Raw genomic sequence first — 20,475 nt, forward strand, 5'->3', positions numbered from 1 at the left:
AGTTATAGGCTTATGGCTTTTTTATTTTTGCTGCTGGGTTTTAGTGCACCTCAAAAACTTTTTTCTCAAACCACTTATCTCCCACATTATAATACTAAAAACGGGCTGGCCAGCAATAACTGTTATTACATTTTACAGGATAAAAAAGGTTTTATATGGATTGCCACCGATAATGGATTGAGCCGTTTTGACGGTACAAATTTTCAGAATTTCACCATTGAAGATGGTCTGCCAGACACCCAGATCCTGCAGATGAAGGAAGATAAAGAGGGCCGGTTGTGGTTTTTTGCGCTAAACGGTCAGCTCAGTTATTTAAAAGAAGGAAAGTTTTATAACCAGAACAATGATGAACTACTTAGAAAGCTCAACTTCAATACCGTAATTGTTTCCTTTTTAACCGATCAGTCAGGACGGATCTGGCTCGGAACAAATGCGAACTTAATTGTTTGCTGGGATGGAAAAACCATTAAAAAATACATTTCCCCAAATCAAAAGGATAAATTTATCAATGCCTTTATCCATGAAGATGAGCAAGGTAATATATTCGCATATAGTGATTTAAGCGTGCAACAATTTAACGGAAAAACATTTTCCGTGATTAAGTCAAAAGTGCAGCCCCTTTCTTACATGACAGCTGCGAACAGCAGCCACAGATCTTTATTTTACCTGGATAATGGCGGCTTAAAACAATACCGGCACGGAAGCATTAACGATCTTATTCCCATTCCGCAGAACCTGATCAAAAACATGTCGGGATATTTTTATTACGATGTTTATACCAAAGAAGTTTGGTTATCCAATGCCAATGGAGCCTTTATACTCGATAAAAGCGGAAAAACGGTGCAGTATCTACAGGATATTTCGGTTAACCAGGTTATTAAGGACAATAACCAGAACATGTGGTTTGCTACCAATCAGGGCATATATATGCTGCCCAATGCGAATAACCGCTTATCAATTATTGATGCAGAATCTGGGCTGAGCAGCAATGTAATCAAAAGCATTACCAAAGATGGGCAAAACCGGCTATGGCTGGGTACCGATGATGCGGTAATCGATGTACTAAACATCGATAATTATCAGGTTGATGAAATTGGGTTAGACGATTTTAAAAAATACAAAACCATTAAACAGATTACATTCGATCCACAAGATCAATCTATATATTTTGCATCCGATTATGGAATGGGTGTTTTCAAAAATATCAATAACAGCAGTAATGAAGTAAGGTATTTAAAGGAATCAAACAACTCGATGTTCGTGATCAAACACTTTAGTGTAGCTGAAAACAACAATCATCTTGCCCTGGCCCTGTCATCTGGTGTTGTTTTCTTATCAGATCGGAGAAATAAATTTGAGTTTAACGCTGCAAAATACCGCGAAAAAGAAGATTTTTTTAAAGACAGGTCTTACCATGTTTTTTATGATCGCGAAGGCAATTTGTGGTTTTCAAATGTGAACGGACTTTCTCAATTTTCGAAAGGAAAACTGATTAAACATTATGAAAATCATCCCCTGCTGACCAAAAGGATCAACGATATACAACAGCTTGCCGATGGCACATTGATTCTGGCTACTGATGGTTATGGTTTAATTTTTTATAAGAATAACCAGATTACCAGGCAGATTACCCAAAAAGATGGCCTAACCAATAACATCTGCACCAAAATATTTATAAAAAACAATGAAATATGGGTATTAACCAATAAAGGCGTTAACAAAATAGCCAATTATCCGAATCAACCTAATGTTGCCAATTTCGATTATGGAAAAGACCTTTTAAGCGATGATATCAACAGTTTGTTTATTGATGACAGCACGGCTTATTTTGCGACAAACAAAGGCCTTATTTTATTTAAATACAATAATAAAAATATTGTCAAGAATCTTCCTAAGGTGTACGTTACCTCTATCATTAAAGATAATGAACGTTTACCTGTTGACCAGGATAATTTTACCTTCGAAACGGGCAACAATACCATTCTTTTCACCTTTAGTGCGGTAGATTTTACCACCAGCGATATTACTTACCGCTACCGCTTAAATGAAAATTCGGCCTGGGTAGAAACCCGTACCAGGCGTTTGGATTTTTCTTCTTTACAATCAGGCGACTATGTATTTGAAGTAAGCGCTAAAAGCCAGAATGGTAACTGGGGCCAACCTGCAAAAATTGCCTTTACCATTAAAAAACATTTTTGGCAAAGCCTGTGGTTTTTATCTGTTCTGATATTACTCGTGGCTTATATTTTTTACAAGGTAGCTGTTTACATCACCCGCAAGCAAAAAGATAAGGAGCAGGCACAATTGTTATTAAAAAACAAAGTCCTCATGTTAGAACAACAAGCGCTGCAGGCCATGATGAATCCGCACTTTGTGTTTAATGTGATGAATTCTATTCAGCATTATATTAATACGCAGAATACGGCATCTGCTAATAAAGTTTTAACGGGCTTTGCCAGATTGATCAGAAAAAATCTGGAAATCTGTACCAAAAGCTATATTTCGCTTGAAGAAGAACTAGAATACCTAAACCTCTACCTCAAACTGGAGAAGAACCGTTTTGGCGATAAATTATCGTATACTTTTAATGTGGATGAAGATATCGACAAAGAAGAAACTTTTATTCCCTCTATGTTGTTGCAGCCTTACGTAGAAAATGCAATATGGCATGGCATTATGCCAAAAGAAACCGGTGGCCAAATCCTGATCAATATTAAACTGATGGATGAATTCTATCTTAATATCGAAATTATTGACGATGGGATTGGAATAGACAATTCTTTAAAAGATAAAAAGGAAACACATATTAGTAAAGGCATGCAACTCACCAAGGAAAGGTTACATCTTTTAGGTCAGATTGGAGCAAAACCAATACACTTAAACGTAAGTCAAAATGTTACAAATGGTACAACAGTGTCTATTTCTATACCGTTAAAATAGATAATTTACCGTTTACTCAATTATTAATACCACTCACTAAATAGAATCTTGATCGAACCTGGTTTAGCCTTAAACTTGTGTTAGAAATAAACGATAGTGTTTATCAAAGACGTTCTTATAGAATTGATATAGATATTTAATAACCTAACCTAAAACTATATCTTAATTCAGGTTTCATTTGTGTGTTGAAAGCGGTCTTGTTTTTAAAAGCGAGACCGCTTTTTTTATGTCAAAAATTTTATTTTTGTGTATGCCCAATCCTAACATCACCAGGCACATCGAAGCCCTTATATTTTCTTCCAGCCAAAGTATTGGTACGCAAGAAATCATACTTGCCCTAAATGCAGTTTTTAATGAAGAATTTAACGAGGCACAAATATTCGAAAGCATAGAGCAGCTTAAAGAAAAATATAACCATGATGAATTGGCTATCGAATTGGTATTTCTAAATAATGGTTATCAGTTTCTAACCAAAAAAGATTACCATGAAACGGTTAACCAACTGCAGTTACACCGTTCCAAGAAAAAATTAAGTCAGGCTGCTATGGAAACACTTGCCATTATTGCCTACCGCCAGCCCATTACCAAACTGGAAATTGAACAGATCAGGGGAGTAAATTCTGATTATTCGGTACAACGCCTGCTTGAAAAAGAATTGATCAGTATTGATGGAAAAGCAGAAACTCCCGGCAGACCTATCCTATATAGTACCAGCACACTGTTTATGGATTATTTTGGTTTAAATAACTTAAACCAACTCCCGCAGCTAAAAGATATTGTTAAGGAGGAAAATGCTGTAGGAGAAAACGCAGAGTAAATAAATTAATTTATTTATTCACAGCTTGTTATTAAAAAAAGTTTTTTTGTATTTTTAAACTATAAAAGCAATTTTTATTTTTGTGTTATGACAGCGCCAAAGAAACTCCCAACTAAACCGACTGCCAAAAAACAGGTAGACGAAGATGATGATTTTGAAGATGACGATATTCAAACAACAAAAAAGAAGCCTCAGGATGATGACGATGACGATTTTGACTTGCCATTAGATGATCTTGACAACTTCGATAATTTTGACGATGACGACGACGATTATTAATATTTAAAAAACATATATTTGAAAAAGCATCCGCCCGCTTGGTAGGATGCTTTTTAATTTTAAAATCTGCCCATGCAAGTGATATCCGTAAGCAATTCATCATTAAAAAAAGACTTCCTAAACACCCCAAAAATCTTATATAAAAACGATAAAAACTGGATCTGTCCGTTGGATAGTGAAGTTGAAAATGTTTTTAACCCTGAAAAGAACACTTTTTTTGCTCATGGAAAATGTACACGTTGGGTATTAAAAGATGATGCAGGACAACTGATTGGCCGTGTAGCAGCTTTTATAAATGAGAAAAAAGCATACCATTATGACCAACCAACAGGCGGTATGGGTTTTTTTGAATGTATTGATGATGAAAAGGCTGCCTTTCTTTTATTTGATACAGCCAAAAACTGGTTAACTGAAAATGGGATGAAGGCAATGGATGGTCCGATTAATTTTGGCGAAAACGATAGTTTCTGGGGCCTGTTGGTTGAAGGCTTTACCCCTCCTTCTTTCGGCATGAACTACAACTTCCCATATTATCAGAAATTTTTCGAAAAATATGGTTTTGTTACCGAATATGAACAGCTAACCAACCACATTAACCTCACCATCCCCTTTCCGGAGCGTTTTACAAAAATTGCAAACTGGGTAAGAAATAAACCAGGCTATACATTCGAATATTTCAGCAAGGCCAATTCCAGCAAATACATTAATGATTTAATGGAAATTTACAATGATGGCTGGCAGAATTTCGAAAACTTTGTTCCCATCAAAAAAGAAACGCTCGAAGAGAGTTTTAAAAGTATGGAACCCATTATGGATGAACATTTGATCCAGTTTGCTTATTTTAACGGGGAACCAGCATCATTTGTGGTATTGATTCCTGATGCCAACCAGATGATAAAAGGTTTTAATGGAAAACTGGGCTTAATTGAGAAATTAAAGTTTGCTTACCGCCGCTGGGTGGGCGTTACCCGCATGAGGGCGATTGTGATGGGCACTAAACCTAAATTCCAGAAACACGGCTTAGAATCTGTACTTTTTATCCGTTTAGGCGAATATGTATTACCTAAAAACCAATACAAAGAGCTCGAATTGAGCTGGGTAGGCGACTTTAACGAACAAATGATCGCTATCCATAAAGCGACAGGCGCAACCTTTGGCAAAAAGCATTTGACGATGCGAAAAGTATTTTAAACCACTGATCAGAAAAGGTTCGTGTCTCCGCGAACCTTTTTCTTATGGCCACGGAGTATCCTCCCCGATTGCTTTCCATAGAACAAATTATTTACATAAAATGAAAGACGATCATGCATTCGCTTTAAGATTTTCGCCTGCGTGGGAATGACCATCAGACCAATGGATCGAATTTTTCTTATTTTTGTCAAGTAGTCACCGAAAACACAGAAAAATTCAGTTTTAAGACTCTCTATCTTTACTCTACAGATTTCCCTATTCCGCTGCACTACAGTCGAAATGAAGTTTAAGCGATAACCTACACACTTTTATACTTCGGCAAATTAATCAAAAGTACACTTCCTAAAATAATCACCAGCCCAATCACCTGCGTAAGGCCGATCACTTCATTAGTAAAGGTTAAACTCAACAATACCGCAACAACGGGATTAACATAAGCATAGGTACTCACCTGTGTGGCCGGACGCACTTTAAGCAACCATACATAGGCACTAAATGCCGCAATAGAACCAAATAAGATCAGGTAAATAATAGATAGCCAGGCATCCAGCGATATACTATTCCAATCCAATGATTTAAATTCTGATTTCACTAATGCTGCAGGTAAAAAAGCCAGACCCGCCAATAACATCTGCCAGCCGGTATTTACCGATACTGAACTACCCGTAACGGGATGATATTTCGAATAAAGCGATCCCCCGGCCCAGGCAATCGGCCCGAAAACGAGTAGTACCATACCCATAACCTGCAAATTACTTTGGGGTTTATCAAGCGAAAGCCTAATCTGATCGCCAAACAAGAGCATAACTCCTAAAAAGCCAATAAACAGTCCTGAAACAATATATTTATTACTCAGATTTTCTTTCCAGTGCGATTTATCCAGAATCACAAACCATATGGCCGCAGAGGCGACCATAATAGCCACTAATCCACTAGGGATAAACTGCTCTACCCAGATTACGATTCCATTACCTAAACCCAGCATCAAAATACCACTTATCGTAGCAATTTTGATGGTTTTAAGCTTAAAAATATCTTCTCCTTTAAGCTTGCACCAGGTAAGCATCAGTACACCTGCAACAGAAAAACGGAATGCTCCTAAAATGAATGGCGGAAAACCGGCCAGGGCCTTTTGAATAAAAAAATACGTAGAACCCCAAACAACATATACGATAGCAAAAGCCAGGAAAACCATTACCGGCGATGCCTCTTTTTTAAAATTTGTCATGGCTTTATTTTTCGGGAATGACTAATTGCTGCTGTTCTTTTACTGTTTCTAATACAATCGTTGTCCTCACCGACAAAATATTGGGAATTTTGCTAAACTCATCTCGTAATAAAGCCATCAGCGATGCCGAATCCTTCGTTCTCACTTTCACCAGGAAACAATCATCACCAGCTATTACATGTACTTCCTGCACATCGGGGATTTTCGCCAATTCACTTGCAGTATCATTACAGCTGAAACTTTGAGAGGATTTCATGGAGATGAAAGCCAGCAACTTTAAGTCAACCGCAACAGGATTTACTTTAGCACTGTAACCGGTAATTACATTCTTTTTTTCGAGTTTTTTTACGCGTTCCAGTACTGCTGACGGAACAAGATCCAATGCCTTCGCTAAATCTACATTAGAGATACGCGCATGATCCTGCATGAGCCTGAGTATAGCCAGATCAATATGATCCAGACTAAAATTGCTTTCGTTTACCATACCATAAAACTATAAATATTATGAATAAAATTCAAAATAATTTAAACAAAAAGGAATTTTATTCTATTTAACAGCTTTAAAATGATAATTAATCGATTATATAAGCAATATACCGAATTTTACATCCCAAGCTTATCATAAAGGTCGATCACCTTTTTACGGAGTTTATTAATTTCTTCCTCCTTTTCGATCAGTTCTTTTTTAAGCGCAGTCAATTCTGCAGAAGAATCTGCCCCTACCGACTGAACATCGATCAACTGTACAACGGGAACTTTAAAGGTTTTAGAAATCTGGAGTAAACGGGAAATATTGAGATCAGTTTGGCCCGTTTCTATTTTACAGAAAGCCGGAGTAGAGATATTCAATTTTTTAGCAGCATCAGCCTGACTTAATCCTAAAGCCTGTCTACTTTGCTTAATACGATCTCCGATGCTTTTCATAGTTGAATCAGGTATGAGATTGGAGAAGTGAGATATTAGATTGGAGACAAATCCCTTTCAAATCTCACCTCTCCTATCTATTGATTTAAAGCAGCCGCCAGCTCAGGCAGATCGAAACCTGCATAATTACCAGAACTCATCATTAATAAGTTGGTGTCTTTATAGCTTAAGCTTAACAGATAGGCTTTAAGCTTTGCTGCATCATTAAAAAACTTTAATTTTGGATTGGCAAAAGCCTGCTGCACATCATCCTCAGAAAAAGGCTCCATCCGCTTTTGTTCAAAAGATTTGATGTCAATAAACACGATTGCCTCATCTGCTTTATCCATTGCCCCTGTGTATTCTTTCAGGAAATCTTTATTTAAACTGCTGAAAGTATGTAATTCGATACAGGCTACTAATTTACGGTTGGCAAATTGGGCTTTAACCGCATCAATAGTGGCTTTTAGTTTTGATGGTGAATGGGCAAAATCTTTGTAAACATTGGTTGATTCATCAGCTGAAATCACCTCTAAACGTTTTGCAGCACCAGTAAATGAAGCAATAGCTGTATCAAAGTCGCTTTCACTGATATCTAATTGTTTACATACCAATTTAGCTGCATTCAGGTTCATCAGGTTATGATCACCAAAAATCTTTAAGGCCGTTTCATCCGGCAGCAGGTAGGTTATACCATTTCTGATTTCATGTCTGGGAATGGCATAAGCTATTTTATTTACATTAGCTTTTGAATCGGAGACAATCTCATTCAGGTCAGCATCTGCTTTACAATAAATTAATGTCCCATTGGCTTCGATGGTATCAATAAACTTATCAAACTGCAAGGTATAATCGGCATAAGTTGGAAACACATTGATATGATCCCAGGCTATACCGCTGATTACCGCAACATTGGCTTTGTACAGGTGAAATTTAGGTCTTCTATCAATTGGTGAAGATAAATATTCATCGCCTTCAATAATCATTACGGCCGCTTCTTCGGTAACTTTTACCATCGTTTCGAAACCGGCCAGTTGTGCGCCAACCAAATAATCGAAATCGCGTTTATAAAAATTAAGCACGTGCAAAATCATACTGGTAATAGTTGTTTTACCGTGACTGCCACCAATTACTACACGTAGTTTATTTTTGCTCTGCTCATAAATATATTCAGGATAAGAATAAATTTTAACGCCCAGTTCCTGTGCTTTCAACAATTCTGGATTATCGATCCTTGCATGCATGCCCAAAATTACCGCATCTAAATCACCCGAAATTCGATTTTCATCCCAACCCATTTCAGCGGGTAATAAGCCATATTTATCCAAACGCGATTTTGCTGGTTCGAAAATCACATCGTCGGAACCTGAAATCTGGTAACCTTTTTGATGTAAGGCGATAGCCAGGTTGTGCATGGCACTCCCACCAATCGCTATAAAATGTATGCGCATATAAATTAATTATTGAATGACTAAATGACGGAATGACTGAATGACTGAATGACTGAATGATAATTTATCGAAAACTAAAAACCATTAGATCATTCACTCATTCAAAATTTAATCATTATTTTTTCTCAAACTGTGCCGCTACCCAATCACCATTCTGTTTATGATCAATGTATTTAATGCCGTATTTAGCACATTCTGCAGTAATCATTGCCAGATCAGGATCTAAATAAAAGCCACTGAAGAAAATTTTGCCTTCCGGCTTTAAAACCTCAGCGTAACGGTGGATCTGGTCTAAAAGAATATTACGGTTGATATTGGCAAAAATAACATCATATTTATCATCAGGAATGACTTCCTTACTGCCACAAAGTGCCTGTAAATTACCTACATGGTTAAGCGCAGCATTTTCTACCGTGCTTTCATAACAGATATTATCATAATCGATGGCCATTAAACTTTTAGCACCCAATTTTGCCGCCAGGATAGCTAAAATTCCGGTCCCACAGCCCATATCGAGGATATTTTTATCCTTTAGATCGGCTGCCAAAATATACTGCATCACCATGGTAGTTGTTTGATGGTGACCAGTGCCGAAAGCCATTTTAGGATCGATCACGATCTCGTAAGGATATGATGGTTGTGGTTCGTGAAAGGTTGCCCTAACATAACACACATCATCAATAATCAGCGGACTAAAATTCTTTTCCCATTCGGCATTCCAGTTTTCGTCGGCAACATCTTCCAAAATATAATCGGTTGCAAATTCTTCGCTATAATTGGCCAGGAGATCTTTTAATTCCTGCTCGTTAAAATTATCCCTGATGACGAAAGCCGTAAAACCACCCTCACTGTCTTCAAAAGTATCGAAGCCTAAATCGGCCAGATCGCTGATGAGCAGATCCTGTTGATAATCTTCGATACCTTTGAAAGTAAATATTGCTTTTGTGTATTGCATTTAGCTGTTTAATGCTTTAATAATGTCTGTAAAATCGCGTGATTTTAACGATGCACCGCCAATCAGGCCTCCATCAATATCTTTTTGTGCAAATAAGCTTGCCGCATTTCCCGGGTTACAGCTACCACCATATAAAATAGTGGTGTCATCAGCCACATTGAAACCATAATTGGCTTCGATTTCACTGCGGATAAAAGCATGGATATCCTGTGCCTGTTCTGGCGAAGCCGTTAAACCTGTTCCGATTGCCCAGACCGGCTCGTAAGCGATCACGATTTTTTTGAAATCTTCTTCAGTTAAACTGAAAATACCCTCTACCAATTGTTTTTTCAATACTTCGTAGTAACTACCGTTGTTACGTTCATCTAAAGTTTCGCCGATACAGAAAATAGGCGTTAAACCATTAACCAAAGCAATTTTAGTTTTTTCAGCTAATAAATCATCGCTTTCAGCAAAATATTGCCTGCGTTCTGAGTGGCCCAAAATCACATATTCAGCACCAACAGATTTCACCATTTTAGCAGAAGTTTCGCCCGTATAAGCTCCACTTTCCTTATCACTGATATTTTGAGCGCCAATTTTAACATCGTTACCACCCAATTTTGCCAAGCTGTTTAAATGAATAAATGGCGAACAAATAATAGCCAGCTGATCGCCTTTGCGCTCATCTTTAACCATATTTACGATTTCGCTGAACAACGAAACGCCTTCGTTATAATCTAAGTTCATTTTCCAGTTACCGGCAACAATCTTTTTTCTCATTTTGTATTATTTAATGGTTGGTTGATCTTATTAAGATCAGGTTTTATATTAAAATCGCCTATACGATTCGGTTAATTCAAATACTTGGGTCAGAATGTTTTTTTCTACCCCATTAAAAGCGACATCTTTTCTTGCAAATACCTTTTCGATTGTTTCGAACATTTTTTTCAGTTTATAGGTATCGAAACCAGCGGCACCACCCCAACTAAAATCGGCGATGTGATTTGGTGGAAAACCGGCTCCAAAAACATTGGCACCAACCCCAACTACACTACCGGTATTAAACATAGTATTTATACCTGCTTTAGCATGATCGGCCATAATTAAACCGCAAAACTGCAGACTGGTATTCCGCATTTTCCGACTTTCGTAATCGTAAAGTTTTACTTCTGCGTAATTATTTTTTAAATTCGAATTATTGGTATCGGCACCGATATTACACCACTCGCCCATCACCGAATTACCCAGATATCCTTCATGGCCTTTGGCCGAATTACCCCATATTACGGCATTGTTAATTTCACCACCGGCGCGGCTATTCGGACCAATTGTAGTGCCTGAATATATCTTCGCACCCATTTTTATGGATGAATTGTCGCAAAGGGCAAAAGAGCCCCTGATTAAAGCGCCTTCCCAGACCTCGGCCTTTTTACCGATATAAATTGGTCCATAAGTAGTGTTGAATACACTGCATTCGGCTTTCGCTCCTTCCTCCAGGAAAATATCATCGCCTAACAATTGATTGGTACTACTTAGTTTTGCCGAGCTGCGCCCCTGGGTTAACACTTTAAAATCTTTTCTGATTTCTGCCGGGTTATTCCCGAAAATATGCTCTGGATAAACAATTCGCGTAAACTCGCCAGTATATTCAATCTGTTTTAACGACTTAGCGGCTTTAAGATCATAGTGATCGGAAAGGTAAGCGATAACAACATCATTTTTATAAAGTGCTTCCCCTGCTTTAAGGCTCGAAATTGCTTGAAGCAAGGGCTCATCGGGGCAAACAGAGCCATTTATAAATAAATCAGCATTAGGTTTTGGCGCAAATTTTATAGAAAGGTAATCCTGGGTATGAAAACCAAAATCTGCATTTAAATATTTTGCCCATTTTTCGGCAATGGTTAAAATACCAATCCGTAAATCGGCCACAGGCCTGGTAAACGTAAGCGGACGTAAGGACATCCAGGAAGCATCATCAAATAAATTGATTGTCATAAGCAGCAAAAATAAAAAAAGTCCCGATGCTTTTGGCAAAGGGACTTCAAAAAATGCTTTTTGTTGCTAAAATTATTTCTTAGCGTAACGGTTTTTGAATTTATCGATACGTCCTGCTGTATCAACCAATTTCATTTTACCAGTATAAAAAGGGTGTGAAGTGTGAGAAATCTCTAATTTATAAAGCGGATACTCGTTACCATCTTCCCATTTAATTGTTTCTTTAGTATCTACACAAGATTTTGTTAAGAAAGCATATTCGTTAGACATGTCTTTAAAAACAACTGGTCTGTAGCTTGTTGGGTGCAAATCTTTTTTCATTTGAATATTATTTTTAGTTATTTGTGTGAAAGCATCAAGAACATTCTTGCAATTTGCTGGCAACAACGCTTATGACATTTCCTATTAGTCTTTCTACCTCTATTTTAGAGGATGCAAATATCTTAATTTTATTTTTGATTTACAAGCCTAATTAAAGAATTTTAAATTATATGGCTTTTCTACCTCCGGTTTAACCAAAAGTACTTAAAAACAGATCGATGCAAAGCTAAACTTTTTCTACCTGAATATTGTTTTTCAGATATTTAAAAAATTTATGTAAATTTGGTATATGAGAAAACACGGCGAATTAGACGGTATCATCCATGCCGATAGCAGCGGAAAGCTCTACATTAAAAGTCCCGATTTTTTTGCACAGCCAAGAGTGATTGAAATGGTGGGTGCATTAATGCAATCAAGTATCTTTAAAAAAATAGAAAAGGATAAAAACAAGAAATAGCCTTATAGATGCCCTTTAACCTACTTTTATTTCCTCTTGTAGGCGGCTATTATATATTAATCAGGTTCAGGTACCTGCGGTATGTACAATACCGGCTCGAAAGCCAACGCATCTTATTAAACGCTGCTTTTGCGGGCATCTTATTACTTGGTGCATGTTTTATATTAAGGGCAATTTTTATTGCCATCTGGCCTGAAACGGTCGAACAGCTTAGCAAATCACTCCCAATCCACACGCCTTATTTCGGCACCACCAGTCTATCATTATTCGTTGCGGTTGCGGCTACAGAAATTGCCAATCTTTTTATCAACCGCCTTAAAGCCATTAAAAGAGCCATCGCTACTTCGGGAAACGAGTTTGAATTACTATTGAGTTCATCTTTTTTTGAGGCGCATCTTTTACAATTCACGATGGATAGCGGAAAATTCTACATTGGATGGGTAAAAGAATTACCGAAGCCCTTTACCACCAGTTATATCCGCATTACACCTGCCTTTAGTGGTTACCGCAAGGCTGATGACAAGGAACTGATTTTTACCACGCAATATTTAACCGTTTATGCCAGCTATATCGAAGATGGCTCTGTAGCGAATACCGATGAATTGAAAACCGACCTGGTATTAAAAGCAGACAAAATTAATTCCATTTCGTTTTTTGATATGGATATGTACAACCGCTTTAACCCTGCTCAGGAAGAAACCGCCTAATCCTTTTTGGGACTATATTTTTTCCAGGTTTCTATTTTGGCCTTCTGACGGGCGATGTAAGCATCAGCAATTACTTCTGCCGAACTGGAACCTTCTACCGTTTCCAATAATTCTTTTAATTTATACTGATCTACATCTGCCTTATATAATATCTGGATCAGTTTCGGGAAATCGTTATCGATGAGGTAAGCAAAAGCACTGACCATTGCGGCGCGCAGCTGGCTTTCGGAAAGTTGATCGGGTATATCGAAATCTTTACTGATGATGCTGATTAATGACATGGAATGGGATTTTTAAGATTGCAGGATTTTAAGATCAGGCTTTTAATAAAAGATAATTGGGGCAATTTGCAAAAGCCAGGAACCACTATCCAAAGTTAAATAAACCTGATGGAAAGGCAGCGCCCGACTGCAGGGAGAACCTAAAAAGTACAGCAGGGCTACAGACCCGATGAATACGGAACCCTTCGTTTTCAAAGACCCTGAATTAAATCAGATAGCTAGCGGATCAGGGTGGCGAATGCGTGTACATTAGCCATCTTACATCCTTCCATCTTACATCCCCTACACCCATTTAATCTCCTGGCAGATTTCAATCAGCACGCTATTGGTATCTTTAGGATGCACAAAACACACCATCTTATTATCTGCGCCTTTTTTTGGAGAATCGCTAAGCAGCACAAAACCTTCTTTATGCAGTCTTTCCATTTCTGCCAGGATATCATCAACCAGGAAAGCGATATGATGAATACCCTCTCCTTTTTTCTCGATAAATTTAGCGATCGCACTGTCCGGAGCAATAGCCTGAAGCAACTCTACCTTGTTCTCGCCGGTTTTAAAAAAAGCTGTATTGACCAATTCGGATGCCACCTGCTCTGTTTTATAACAATCAGTATTGAGCAGCTTCTCGTAAATGGCAATGGAACGGTTAAGGTCTTTTACAGCGATACCGATGTGTTCTATCTTTTTCATAGGGTATAAGGTTATGTTAATGTAAAAATGCAGCTTTTCTCTATAAGCTCATAGCTATTATTTATAATTGTTAAATAAGTTTTTTCGTATCTTTGTGATATAATTAACAGAATAGAGATGAAACAGCCGATATATTTAGATAATAATGCGACAACACCGTTAGATCCACGTGTGCTGGAAGCAATGCTACCTTACTTTACTGAAAAATTTGGAAACGCTGCAAGCCGTAACCATGCTTTTGGATGGGTGGCTGAAGAGGGTGTAGATTACGCCCGCGAGGAGGTAGCCAAATTAATCGGCTGTACTGAAAAAGAAATTATTTTTACCTCAGGTGCTACCGAAGCCGACAATCTGGCGATTAAAGGTGTATTTGAAATGTACAAAGAAAAAGGTAACCACATCATTACTGCGGTTACTGAACATAAAGCAGTTTTAGATACCTGCAAACACCTAGAAAAAAATGGCGCACGCGTTACTTATTTAGGTGTTAAGGAAGATGGATTGATTGATTTAGCTGAATTGGAAGCTGCTATGACTCCTGAAACTATTTTAGTTTCGATTATGTATGGCAATAATGAAATCGGCGTAATACAACCTGTAAAAGAAATTGCAGCCATTGCACATCAACATGGTGCATTATTTATGACTGATGCTACGCAGGCAGTGGGCAAGATTCCTGTTGATGTAAATGCTGATGGTATTGATTTAATGGCTTTCTCGGCACATAAAATGTATGGTCCGAAAGGTGTTGGTGCACTTTATGTACGCCGTAAAAACCCAAGGGTTAAAGTTACCGCACAAATGGATGGCGGTGGTCACGAACGTGGCATGCGCTCTGGTACCTTAAACGTTCCGGGTATTGTAGGTTTAGGTAAAGCCTGCGAACTTTGCCGTTTAGAAATGGAAAGCGAAGCTATTCGTTTATCGGCTTTACGCGATAAGTTAGAATCAACTTTAAGCAAAATGGAAGAGAGTTATGTAAATGGCAATACACAACATCGCTTGCCGCATGTAGCAAATATTTCTTTCAAATATGTTGAGGGTGAAGGTTTGATGATGGCCATGAGCGATTTAGCAGTATCTTCGGGATCAGCTTGTACCTCAGCATCTTTAGAGCCATCTTATGTATTGAAAAGCTTAGGTTTATCTGATGATTTAGCTCACTCTTCTATCCGTTATGGTTTAGGAAGGTTTACGACCGAAGCAGAAATTGATCAGGCCATTGAAGTAACTCAAAAAGCAGTTAACCACTTAAGAGAACTTTCTCCACTTTGGGAAATGTTTAAAGAAGGAATCGATTTGAGTAAAATTGAGTGGGCAGAACACTAGTTCAGTTTATAGTCGGCAGTTTGCAGTTTTGAGTAAGCAAACTGATCATCGAAAACTGATCATTGAAAACTAATTAAAAATTTGCTCCGTAAGGAGATTAAAAAAATAAAATCATGGCATATTCAGAAAAAGTAATTGACCATTACAATAACCCACGTAACGTAGGTACTTTAAATAAAGACAGTAAATTTGTAGGTACAGGGCTAGTTGGTGCACCTGAGTGCGGCGACGTAATGCGCTTACAAATTGAGGTTGGAGAAGATAACGTAATCACTGATGCTAAATTTAAAACATTTGGTTGTGGTTCGGCAATTGCTTCTTCTTCTTTAGCAACAGAATGGTTAAAAGGAAAAACAATTGATGAGGCTTTATCTATCGATAACATGGATATTGTTGAAGAATTGGCTTTACCTCCAGTAAAAATCCACTGTTCGGTATTAGCAGAAGATGCAATTAAATCAGCGATTAACGATTACCGCGTTAAAAATGGCTTAGAAGCTATTGTGTTGGAAAAATCGCACCACTAGACTAGATTTGAGAAGATAGATTTGAGATGTGAGACTTCAAGGTTCTCAATTTATTCTCAAGTCTAATATCTCAAATCTCAAATCTTAATATTATGATTACGATAACAGATAAAGCAAAAGACAAAATAGACCACTTAATGCAGGATTCGGAAATGGGTTCTGACTACTTTTTACGCGTTTCGGTAAAGGGCGGTGGCTGCTCTGGTTTATCATACAATCTGGATTTTGATAATGAAGAGCAAAAAGGCGATCAGTTTTTTGAGGATAAAGGAATTAAAATTGCTTTGGATATGAAATCTTTCCTTTACCTGGCCGGAACTGAATTAGATTTTACTGATGGTTTAAACGGAAAGGGTTTCAATTTTATAAATCCAAATGCCAGCCGTAGCTGTGGTTGCGGTGAAAGTTTTTCAGTATAATCAGTTAAAATTATACAATAAAAAAGCGGCTTGGAAAATTTTCCGGGCCGCTTTTTTTATTATTTGAGTTGAGATGGTTGTTTACCGCTTATGGTATTTCTTTCGGTAATCCCAGCTGTTTTGCTATTAAAATCTGTAGGTCCGGAAGTATAATCGCCATCAAAGGCAACCCTGCCCTGTCCCTCAGCAATGGTATTAGGTCCGGTGTGGGAATCGTCGATGTTTATGATGCCTGCAATTCCGTTTTTAATATTATTGCCGTCTTTTTCTCCCGACATTAAAAAAGCGTAAAAATTATAACCACCGTTTCTATATGCTTTTACCTTTCCGTAAACGGTAAATTTATTTCCACTTCCACTAATGGCGGTAACGACACTGGTATCTGCTGCACCAATAAAATTTTTACCCAACATTTTTATGCTGAAATCGCTGGTACTTTGCTCATAAAGTTTAATTATGCCATCATTAAGCACATACCCTGGCTGATAGGTATCGTAGGGTATGTTACTGCTCTTAATGGTGAAAGGCTTAAATAAATAAGAACCAACAATATTTGGTGGCACAGTACCTTTATTTATGGTAAAACCCAGTTTGGTCAGGCTATCCACATACCGTTGCGGAATAATATCTTCTATTTTCTTACTCAAGATTTCATCATCGCTCGGATTAATATCTTTGTTTTTAGAGCAAGCCGCAAATTGCAGCATTACACCTGCTATTAAAGCAAATGCACATCCTTTCGATACCGCAGTTAAGTTTGTTGTTGTTTTTTTCATCATGCAAATTTTAATTCTAAATTTAGAATGTGAATTGCAACTGCAGTGCCAGTACGCAACAACTTGGATCAAATAGATTAAAAATAACGGTAAACCACTATATGAATCTACCTAAAACCAGGTATTTGCATTAATGCTGAAACAAAACTGCTGTCCTTTTTTCTTACGGTCTTTTTGTTGTCGCTTAAATTTTATATTTTTTATTTAATTTTAGAATAGGTTTATCATACTGTTGCAATTATTAAAGCTAAAAGCCTTATTATTGTTAATTATAATCAGCAGACCAAATTACGAGCATGCCATTAATAAACGAGTTTTCAACAGTCCCTACCTTATTAAGGAATGTTGTAAAAAATATTCACAAACCTCAGGAAACCTTTTTAATCCATAAAGAAGGTACCCGGTGGGCTGAAATTTCTTATGAAGATACTTTAAAAAGAGCTGATGCTGTTTCTGCATTCTTCCTGGAAAAAGGGATCAAAAAAGGTGATCGTTTAGGTTTAATGATTGAGAATTCCCCGGAATATGTATATTATGACCAGGGCATCCAGCAAATTGGTGTAATCAATGTTTCCATTTATCCTACACTTTCTGAACAGGAAGTAGCCTATATTATTAACGACTCTGGCATAAAAGCTATTCTGGTTGGGAATAATTTTCTTTACCGGAAGGTTTTAAAAGTAGCAGCAAACTGTAAAGCACTAAAATATATTATTCCAGCTTTCAAGGATTTCGAAAAAGTCACTATCCCGGCAGATGTAACTGTAGAAGTTATCGCCTTTTCTGATATTTTAGCGCTTAAACATCAGGTTACCGCTGCCGAAAAGGCCGAAATTGAACAATGTAGAAGTTTAGTTTTACCTGAAGATATTTCTTCATTAATTTACACCTCTGGTACCACCGGAACCCCTAAAGGGGTAATGCTTACCCATTATAATTTTGTAAAAAACGTTGAGGTTTGTTTGCAACAGATCCCGGTGATCGATCAAACAGAAACTTTCCTTTCTTTTTTACCGCTATCGCACGTTTTCGAACGCACGGCAACTTACCATGTTTGCTGCGCCCAGGGCTGTAAAATTGCATTTGCTCAAAGTTTAGAGTTATTGGCCAAAAACATGGGCGAAGTTCGTCCAACAGTAATGAGCTGCGTTCCGCGCCTTTTAGAACGCATACACGATAAAGCAATAAAAGGAGGAACTGCAGGAGGAACTGCAGGAGGAGGTGCAAAAGCAAAAATATTTACCTGGGCCTTAGAAACCGGCAAACAATACCGTGTTGCAAAAGAAGCTGGCAAAAATCCGGGCTTAATCTTATCGGCTAAAAAAGGAATTGCAGAGCAATTGGTATTCAGCAAGATTAAGGAAAAAACCGGTGGCCGTTTAAAATTTATGATTTCGGGTGGTGCTGCACTACCTAAGAATGTGGGTGAGTTTTTTGGCGATCTGGGCATTAAAATACTGGAAGGTTTTGGTTTAACCGAAACTTCACCGGTAATGTCGGTTACAGAATATCACAGACAGGTATATGGTACCGTTGGACGTATTATTCCGGGTATTGAGGTAGGTATACAGGATGTAGAGAGTAAAGAAATGATCAGCATCCAAACCCACCATACTTTTAGCGAAGATTTTGAATGTGCAGAAGGCGAAGTAATTGTACGTGGTCACTGCGTAATGAAAGGTTATTTTAATAAACCTGCAGAAACAGCAGAAGCGATTGATAAAGACATGTGGTTCCACACGGGTGATATTGGACGTTTTTACAAAGGTAATCTTCAGATCACAGATCGTTTAAAAAACATGATCGTTAATGCTTTCGGCAAAAACGTATACCCCACTCCGGTAGAAAATATCTACTTAAAAAGTCCGAAAATTGATCAACTCTTTTTGATTGGGGATAAAAGAGAATTTATTACGGCGATCATTATCCCAAATAGAGAAACTTTAGAAGAAACCTTTAAACTTAAACCTTCATTTTTTGAAGAGGCTGACCCGTTTATCAGCAATCCTGAAATTATAGATTGGATGGAACAGGACATCAAGAAAATATCTAACGAACTGGCTAAATTTGAACGTATTAAAAACTTTAAGATCAAGCGCAATCCTTTCAATATTGATGAAGGAGAAATTACACCAACCATGAAAGTTAAACGCCGTATTGTAGAAAAAAAATATGCAGACGCGATTGACGAAATGTATGAGGAAGGTGTGGAAGCGGAATCATAATTAAAAAAGGGTCGTCATTACAAACTGAGTATGATGACCTTTTAATTTTTTACAACAATTATAAAAATCAATTACAAATCCAATCCATTAGCATCGGTTGTTAATATTTCGCTCATGTAATCAAAGAATGGACGCATATTTTTAAATTCCTGATTGCAATACACAAGAAACTCTTTACTCAATACTTCCTCATCGGTAAATTGATGAATTAACAAAAATTGTTTATGGCGTAGTAAATCGATGTCCTGATGATCTCCATCAAAACCCTTTGGGGCTGTTTTCAATTGTTCGCCTTTCAACGTGCCGAAAGAAGAGGTAAAAGTTTCTTCACTTAATATTTCTCTTAAAGGTGCGGCATCAAAACTGATATGCTCCCTTATTAGTTTTAAATCCTGGGGAGAAGGTCCGAAAAAACCGCCTGCCACAAAGCTATTGCCTGGTTCGATATGGAAATAGTAGCCTCCCCTCCTTTGCTTGCCAGCCCGCTTAAAACTTCCGCTCCAATGCGTTTTATAGGGCGTTTTATCATGTGAAAAACGAGTGTCCCGATAAATCCGGTATAAACTTTTCTTTCCGGATGGTGTCTCGATTACATCATGGGTATTCATCAAATCTAATAAATGCTGCGCAAAAGATTCTAAGTAAGTTAATTCTTCCTGATAGACTGTTTTATGGTCATTAAACCATTCACGGGTATTGTTATTTTTTAATAACCTTAAAAATTCTAAACTAGAAGGAGGTATTTGTTTTATATAGGGCATATTTTTTTTAAAGGGCTAAATGATTCCAAACAAATATAACACCTGTAAAAGAGTAAATTCATACCGCTTATTCATAAAATTTTAATTGCTTCATTTTACAAATGATATTCCATAATCTTTGATATGTACGGTGTAATACTTTAGGTAAGCTTGTGTTTTCTGATTTGGAACGCATGGTGTTTTAACATCCTAAAATGCGTTTTTATCTCAAATAAAGCATTTATTAATTGCAATACCTTTC

General features: G+C 37.4%; 22 protein-coding genes. 10 read left to right on the forward strand and 12 right to left on the reverse strand.

Going from position 1 to position 20,475, the window contains the following annotated elements; all coding sequences use genetic code 11:
- The first annotated feature begins 12 nt into the window (after positions 1-12).
- The 4 genes from ABEG20_RS09670 to ABEG20_RS09685 all read left to right on the forward strand — a co-directional run bounded on the left by ABEG20_RS09670 (position 13) and on the right by ABEG20_RS09685 (position 5,227).
- Positions 13-2,940: a two-component regulator propeller domain-containing protein gene (locus ABEG20_RS09670; protein ID WP_406827167.1), complete on the forward strand. Its 2,928-nt coding sequence runs from the start codon at positions 13-15 to the stop codon at positions 2,938-2,940.
- Positions 2,941-3,190: 250 nt separating this feature from the next.
- On the forward strand, positions 3,191-3,757 hold the full coding sequence (scpB, locus tag ABEG20_RS09675; RefSeq protein ID WP_406827168.1) for an SMC-Scp complex subunit ScpB: 567 nt from the start codon (positions 3,191-3,193) through the stop codon (positions 3,755-3,757).
- Positions 3,758-3,844: 87 nt separating this feature from the next.
- A complete protein-coding gene (locus ABEG20_RS09680; protein ID WP_205056023.1) occupies positions 3,845-4,036 on the forward strand; it encodes a hypothetical protein in 192 nt (63 codons plus the stop codon).
- Positions 4,037-4,108: 72 nt separating this feature from the next.
- Positions 4,109-5,227, forward strand: coding sequence for a GNAT family N-acetyltransferase (locus ABEG20_RS09685; protein ID WP_406827169.1), 1,119 nt, complete (start codon positions 4,109-4,111; stop codon positions 5,225-5,227).
- Positions 5,228-5,525: 298 nt separating this feature from the next.
- Here the strand turns inward: ABEG20_RS09685 and ABEG20_RS09690 are convergent, their stop codons facing one another.
- From ABEG20_RS09690 to ABEG20_RS09725, 8 genes are all read right to left on the reverse strand, one after another.
- Positions 5,526-6,455 (reverse strand): EamA family transporter, encoded by a 930-nt coding sequence (locus ABEG20_RS09690; protein WP_406827170.1) that lies wholly within the window; start codon positions 6,453-6,455, stop codon positions 5,526-5,528.
- Positions 6,456-6,459: 4 nt separating this feature from the next.
- Positions 6,460-6,939 carry an Lrp/AsnC family transcriptional regulator gene (locus ABEG20_RS09695; protein WP_406827171.1) on the reverse strand — a complete coding sequence of 160 codons (480 nt, stop codon included), beginning with the start codon at positions 6,937-6,939 and terminating at the stop codon, positions 6,460-6,462.
- Positions 6,940-7,058: 119 nt separating this feature from the next.
- On the reverse strand, positions 7,059-7,379 hold the full coding sequence (locus ABEG20_RS09700) for a helix-turn-helix domain-containing protein (protein WP_406827172.1): 321 nt from the start codon (positions 7,377-7,379) through the stop codon (positions 7,059-7,061).
- Between the two features lie 77 nt (positions 7,380-7,456).
- Positions 7,457-8,809 (reverse strand): UDP-N-acetylmuramate--L-alanine ligase, encoded by a 1,353-nt coding sequence (murC, locus tag ABEG20_RS09705; RefSeq protein WP_406827173.1) that lies wholly within the window; start codon positions 8,807-8,809, stop codon positions 7,457-7,459.
- 115 nt (positions 8,810-8,924) lie between these two features.
- On the reverse strand, positions 8,925-9,764 hold the full coding sequence (gene prmA, locus ABEG20_RS09710; protein ID WP_406827174.1) for a 50S ribosomal protein L11 methyltransferase: 840 nt from the start codon (positions 9,762-9,764) through the stop codon (positions 8,925-8,927).
- Positions 9,765-10,526, reverse strand: coding sequence for a triose-phosphate isomerase (tpiA, locus tag ABEG20_RS09715; protein WP_406827175.1), 762 nt, complete (start codon positions 10,524-10,526; stop codon positions 9,765-9,767).
- A 48-nt stretch (positions 10,527-10,574) separates the two neighbouring features.
- Positions 10,575-11,741: a putative sugar nucleotidyl transferase gene (locus tag ABEG20_RS09720; RefSeq protein ID WP_406827176.1), complete on the reverse strand. Its 1,167-nt coding sequence runs from the start codon at positions 11,739-11,741 to the stop codon at positions 10,575-10,577.
- 72 nt (positions 11,742-11,813) lie between these two features.
- A complete protein-coding gene (locus ABEG20_RS09725) occupies positions 11,814-12,062 on the reverse strand; it encodes a type B 50S ribosomal protein L31 (protein ID WP_025142617.1) in 249 nt (82 codons plus the stop codon).
- Positions 12,063-12,351: 289 nt separating this feature from the next.
- On the opposite strand from ABEG20_RS09725, the gene ABEG20_RS09730 reads away from it, so the two are divergent.
- Together ABEG20_RS09730 and ABEG20_RS09735 are read left to right on the forward strand one after the other, a co-directional pair.
- Entirely contained in the window at positions 12,352-12,519 is a 168-nt protein-coding gene (locus ABEG20_RS09730) for a hypothetical protein (RefSeq protein ID WP_165902591.1), read from the forward strand.
- Positions 12,520-12,527: 8 nt separating this feature from the next.
- Positions 12,528-13,226 carry a hypothetical protein gene (locus ABEG20_RS09735; protein ID WP_406827177.1) on the forward strand — a complete coding sequence of 233 codons (699 nt, stop codon included), beginning with the start codon at positions 12,528-12,530 and terminating at the stop codon, positions 13,224-13,226.
- Here ABEG20_RS09735 and ABEG20_RS09740 read toward each other — a convergent pair.
- Both ABEG20_RS09740 and mce read right to left on the reverse strand, forming a co-directional pair.
- Positions 13,223-13,507 (reverse strand): hypothetical protein, encoded by a 285-nt coding sequence (locus ABEG20_RS09740; protein WP_406827178.1) that lies wholly within the window; start codon positions 13,505-13,507, stop codon positions 13,223-13,225. The two genes, ABEG20_RS09735 and ABEG20_RS09740, sit on opposite strands and share 4 nt — an antisense overlap.
- A 282-nt stretch (positions 13,508-13,789) precedes the next feature.
- Positions 13,790-14,197, reverse strand: coding sequence for a methylmalonyl-CoA epimerase (gene mce, locus ABEG20_RS09745; protein ID WP_406827179.1), 408 nt, complete (start codon positions 14,195-14,197; stop codon positions 13,790-13,792).
- 117 nt (positions 14,198-14,314) lie between these two features.
- Here mce and ABEG20_RS09750 point away from each other — a divergent pair, with 117 nt between their 5' ends.
- From ABEG20_RS09750 to ABEG20_RS09760, 3 genes are all read left to right on the forward strand, one after another.
- Positions 14,315-15,526, forward strand: coding sequence for an IscS subfamily cysteine desulfurase (locus tag ABEG20_RS09750; protein WP_406827180.1), 1,212 nt, complete (start codon positions 14,315-14,317; stop codon positions 15,524-15,526).
- Between the two features lie 113 nt (positions 15,527-15,639).
- Positions 15,640-16,053 carry a Fe-S cluster assembly scaffold IscU gene (iscU, locus tag ABEG20_RS09755; RefSeq protein WP_025142622.1) on the forward strand — a complete coding sequence of 138 codons (414 nt, stop codon included), beginning with the start codon at positions 15,640-15,642 and terminating at the stop codon, positions 16,051-16,053.
- Between the two features lie 92 nt (positions 16,054-16,145).
- Positions 16,146-16,472, forward strand: a complete 327-nt coding sequence (locus ABEG20_RS09760; protein ID WP_121284726.1) for an iron-sulfur cluster assembly accessory protein — start codon at positions 16,146-16,148, stop codon at positions 16,470-16,472.
- Between the two features lie 59 nt (positions 16,473-16,531).
- Here ABEG20_RS09760 and ABEG20_RS09765 read toward each other — a convergent pair whose 3' ends face one another.
- Entirely contained in the window at positions 16,532-17,251 is a 720-nt protein-coding gene (locus ABEG20_RS09765) for a hypothetical protein (RefSeq protein ID WP_406827181.1), read from the reverse strand.
- A 293-nt stretch (positions 17,252-17,544) separates the two neighbouring features.
- Here ABEG20_RS09765 and ABEG20_RS09770 point away from each other — a divergent pair, with 293 nt between their 5' ends.
- The gene (locus ABEG20_RS09770; RefSeq protein ID WP_406827182.1) at positions 17,545-19,473 is read left to right on the forward strand and encodes an AMP-dependent synthetase/ligase; all 1,929 of its coding nucleotides are present in this window, start codon (positions 17,545-17,547) and stop codon (positions 19,471-19,473) included.
- Positions 19,474-19,544: 71 nt separating this feature from the next.
- On the opposite strand, the gene ABEG20_RS09775 is transcribed toward ABEG20_RS09770, so the two are convergent.
- Positions 19,545-20,234, reverse strand: coding sequence for a DUF2461 domain-containing protein (locus ABEG20_RS09775; protein ID WP_406827183.1), 690 nt, complete (start codon positions 20,232-20,234; stop codon positions 19,545-19,547).
- Positions 20,235-20,475: the final 241 nt, after the last annotated feature.

Origin of the sequence: Pedobacter sp. KACC 23697, assembly GCF_045348445.1 — a bacterium.
Classification (GTDB): domain Bacteria; phylum Bacteroidota; class Bacteroidia; order Sphingobacteriales; family Sphingobacteriaceae; genus Pedobacter.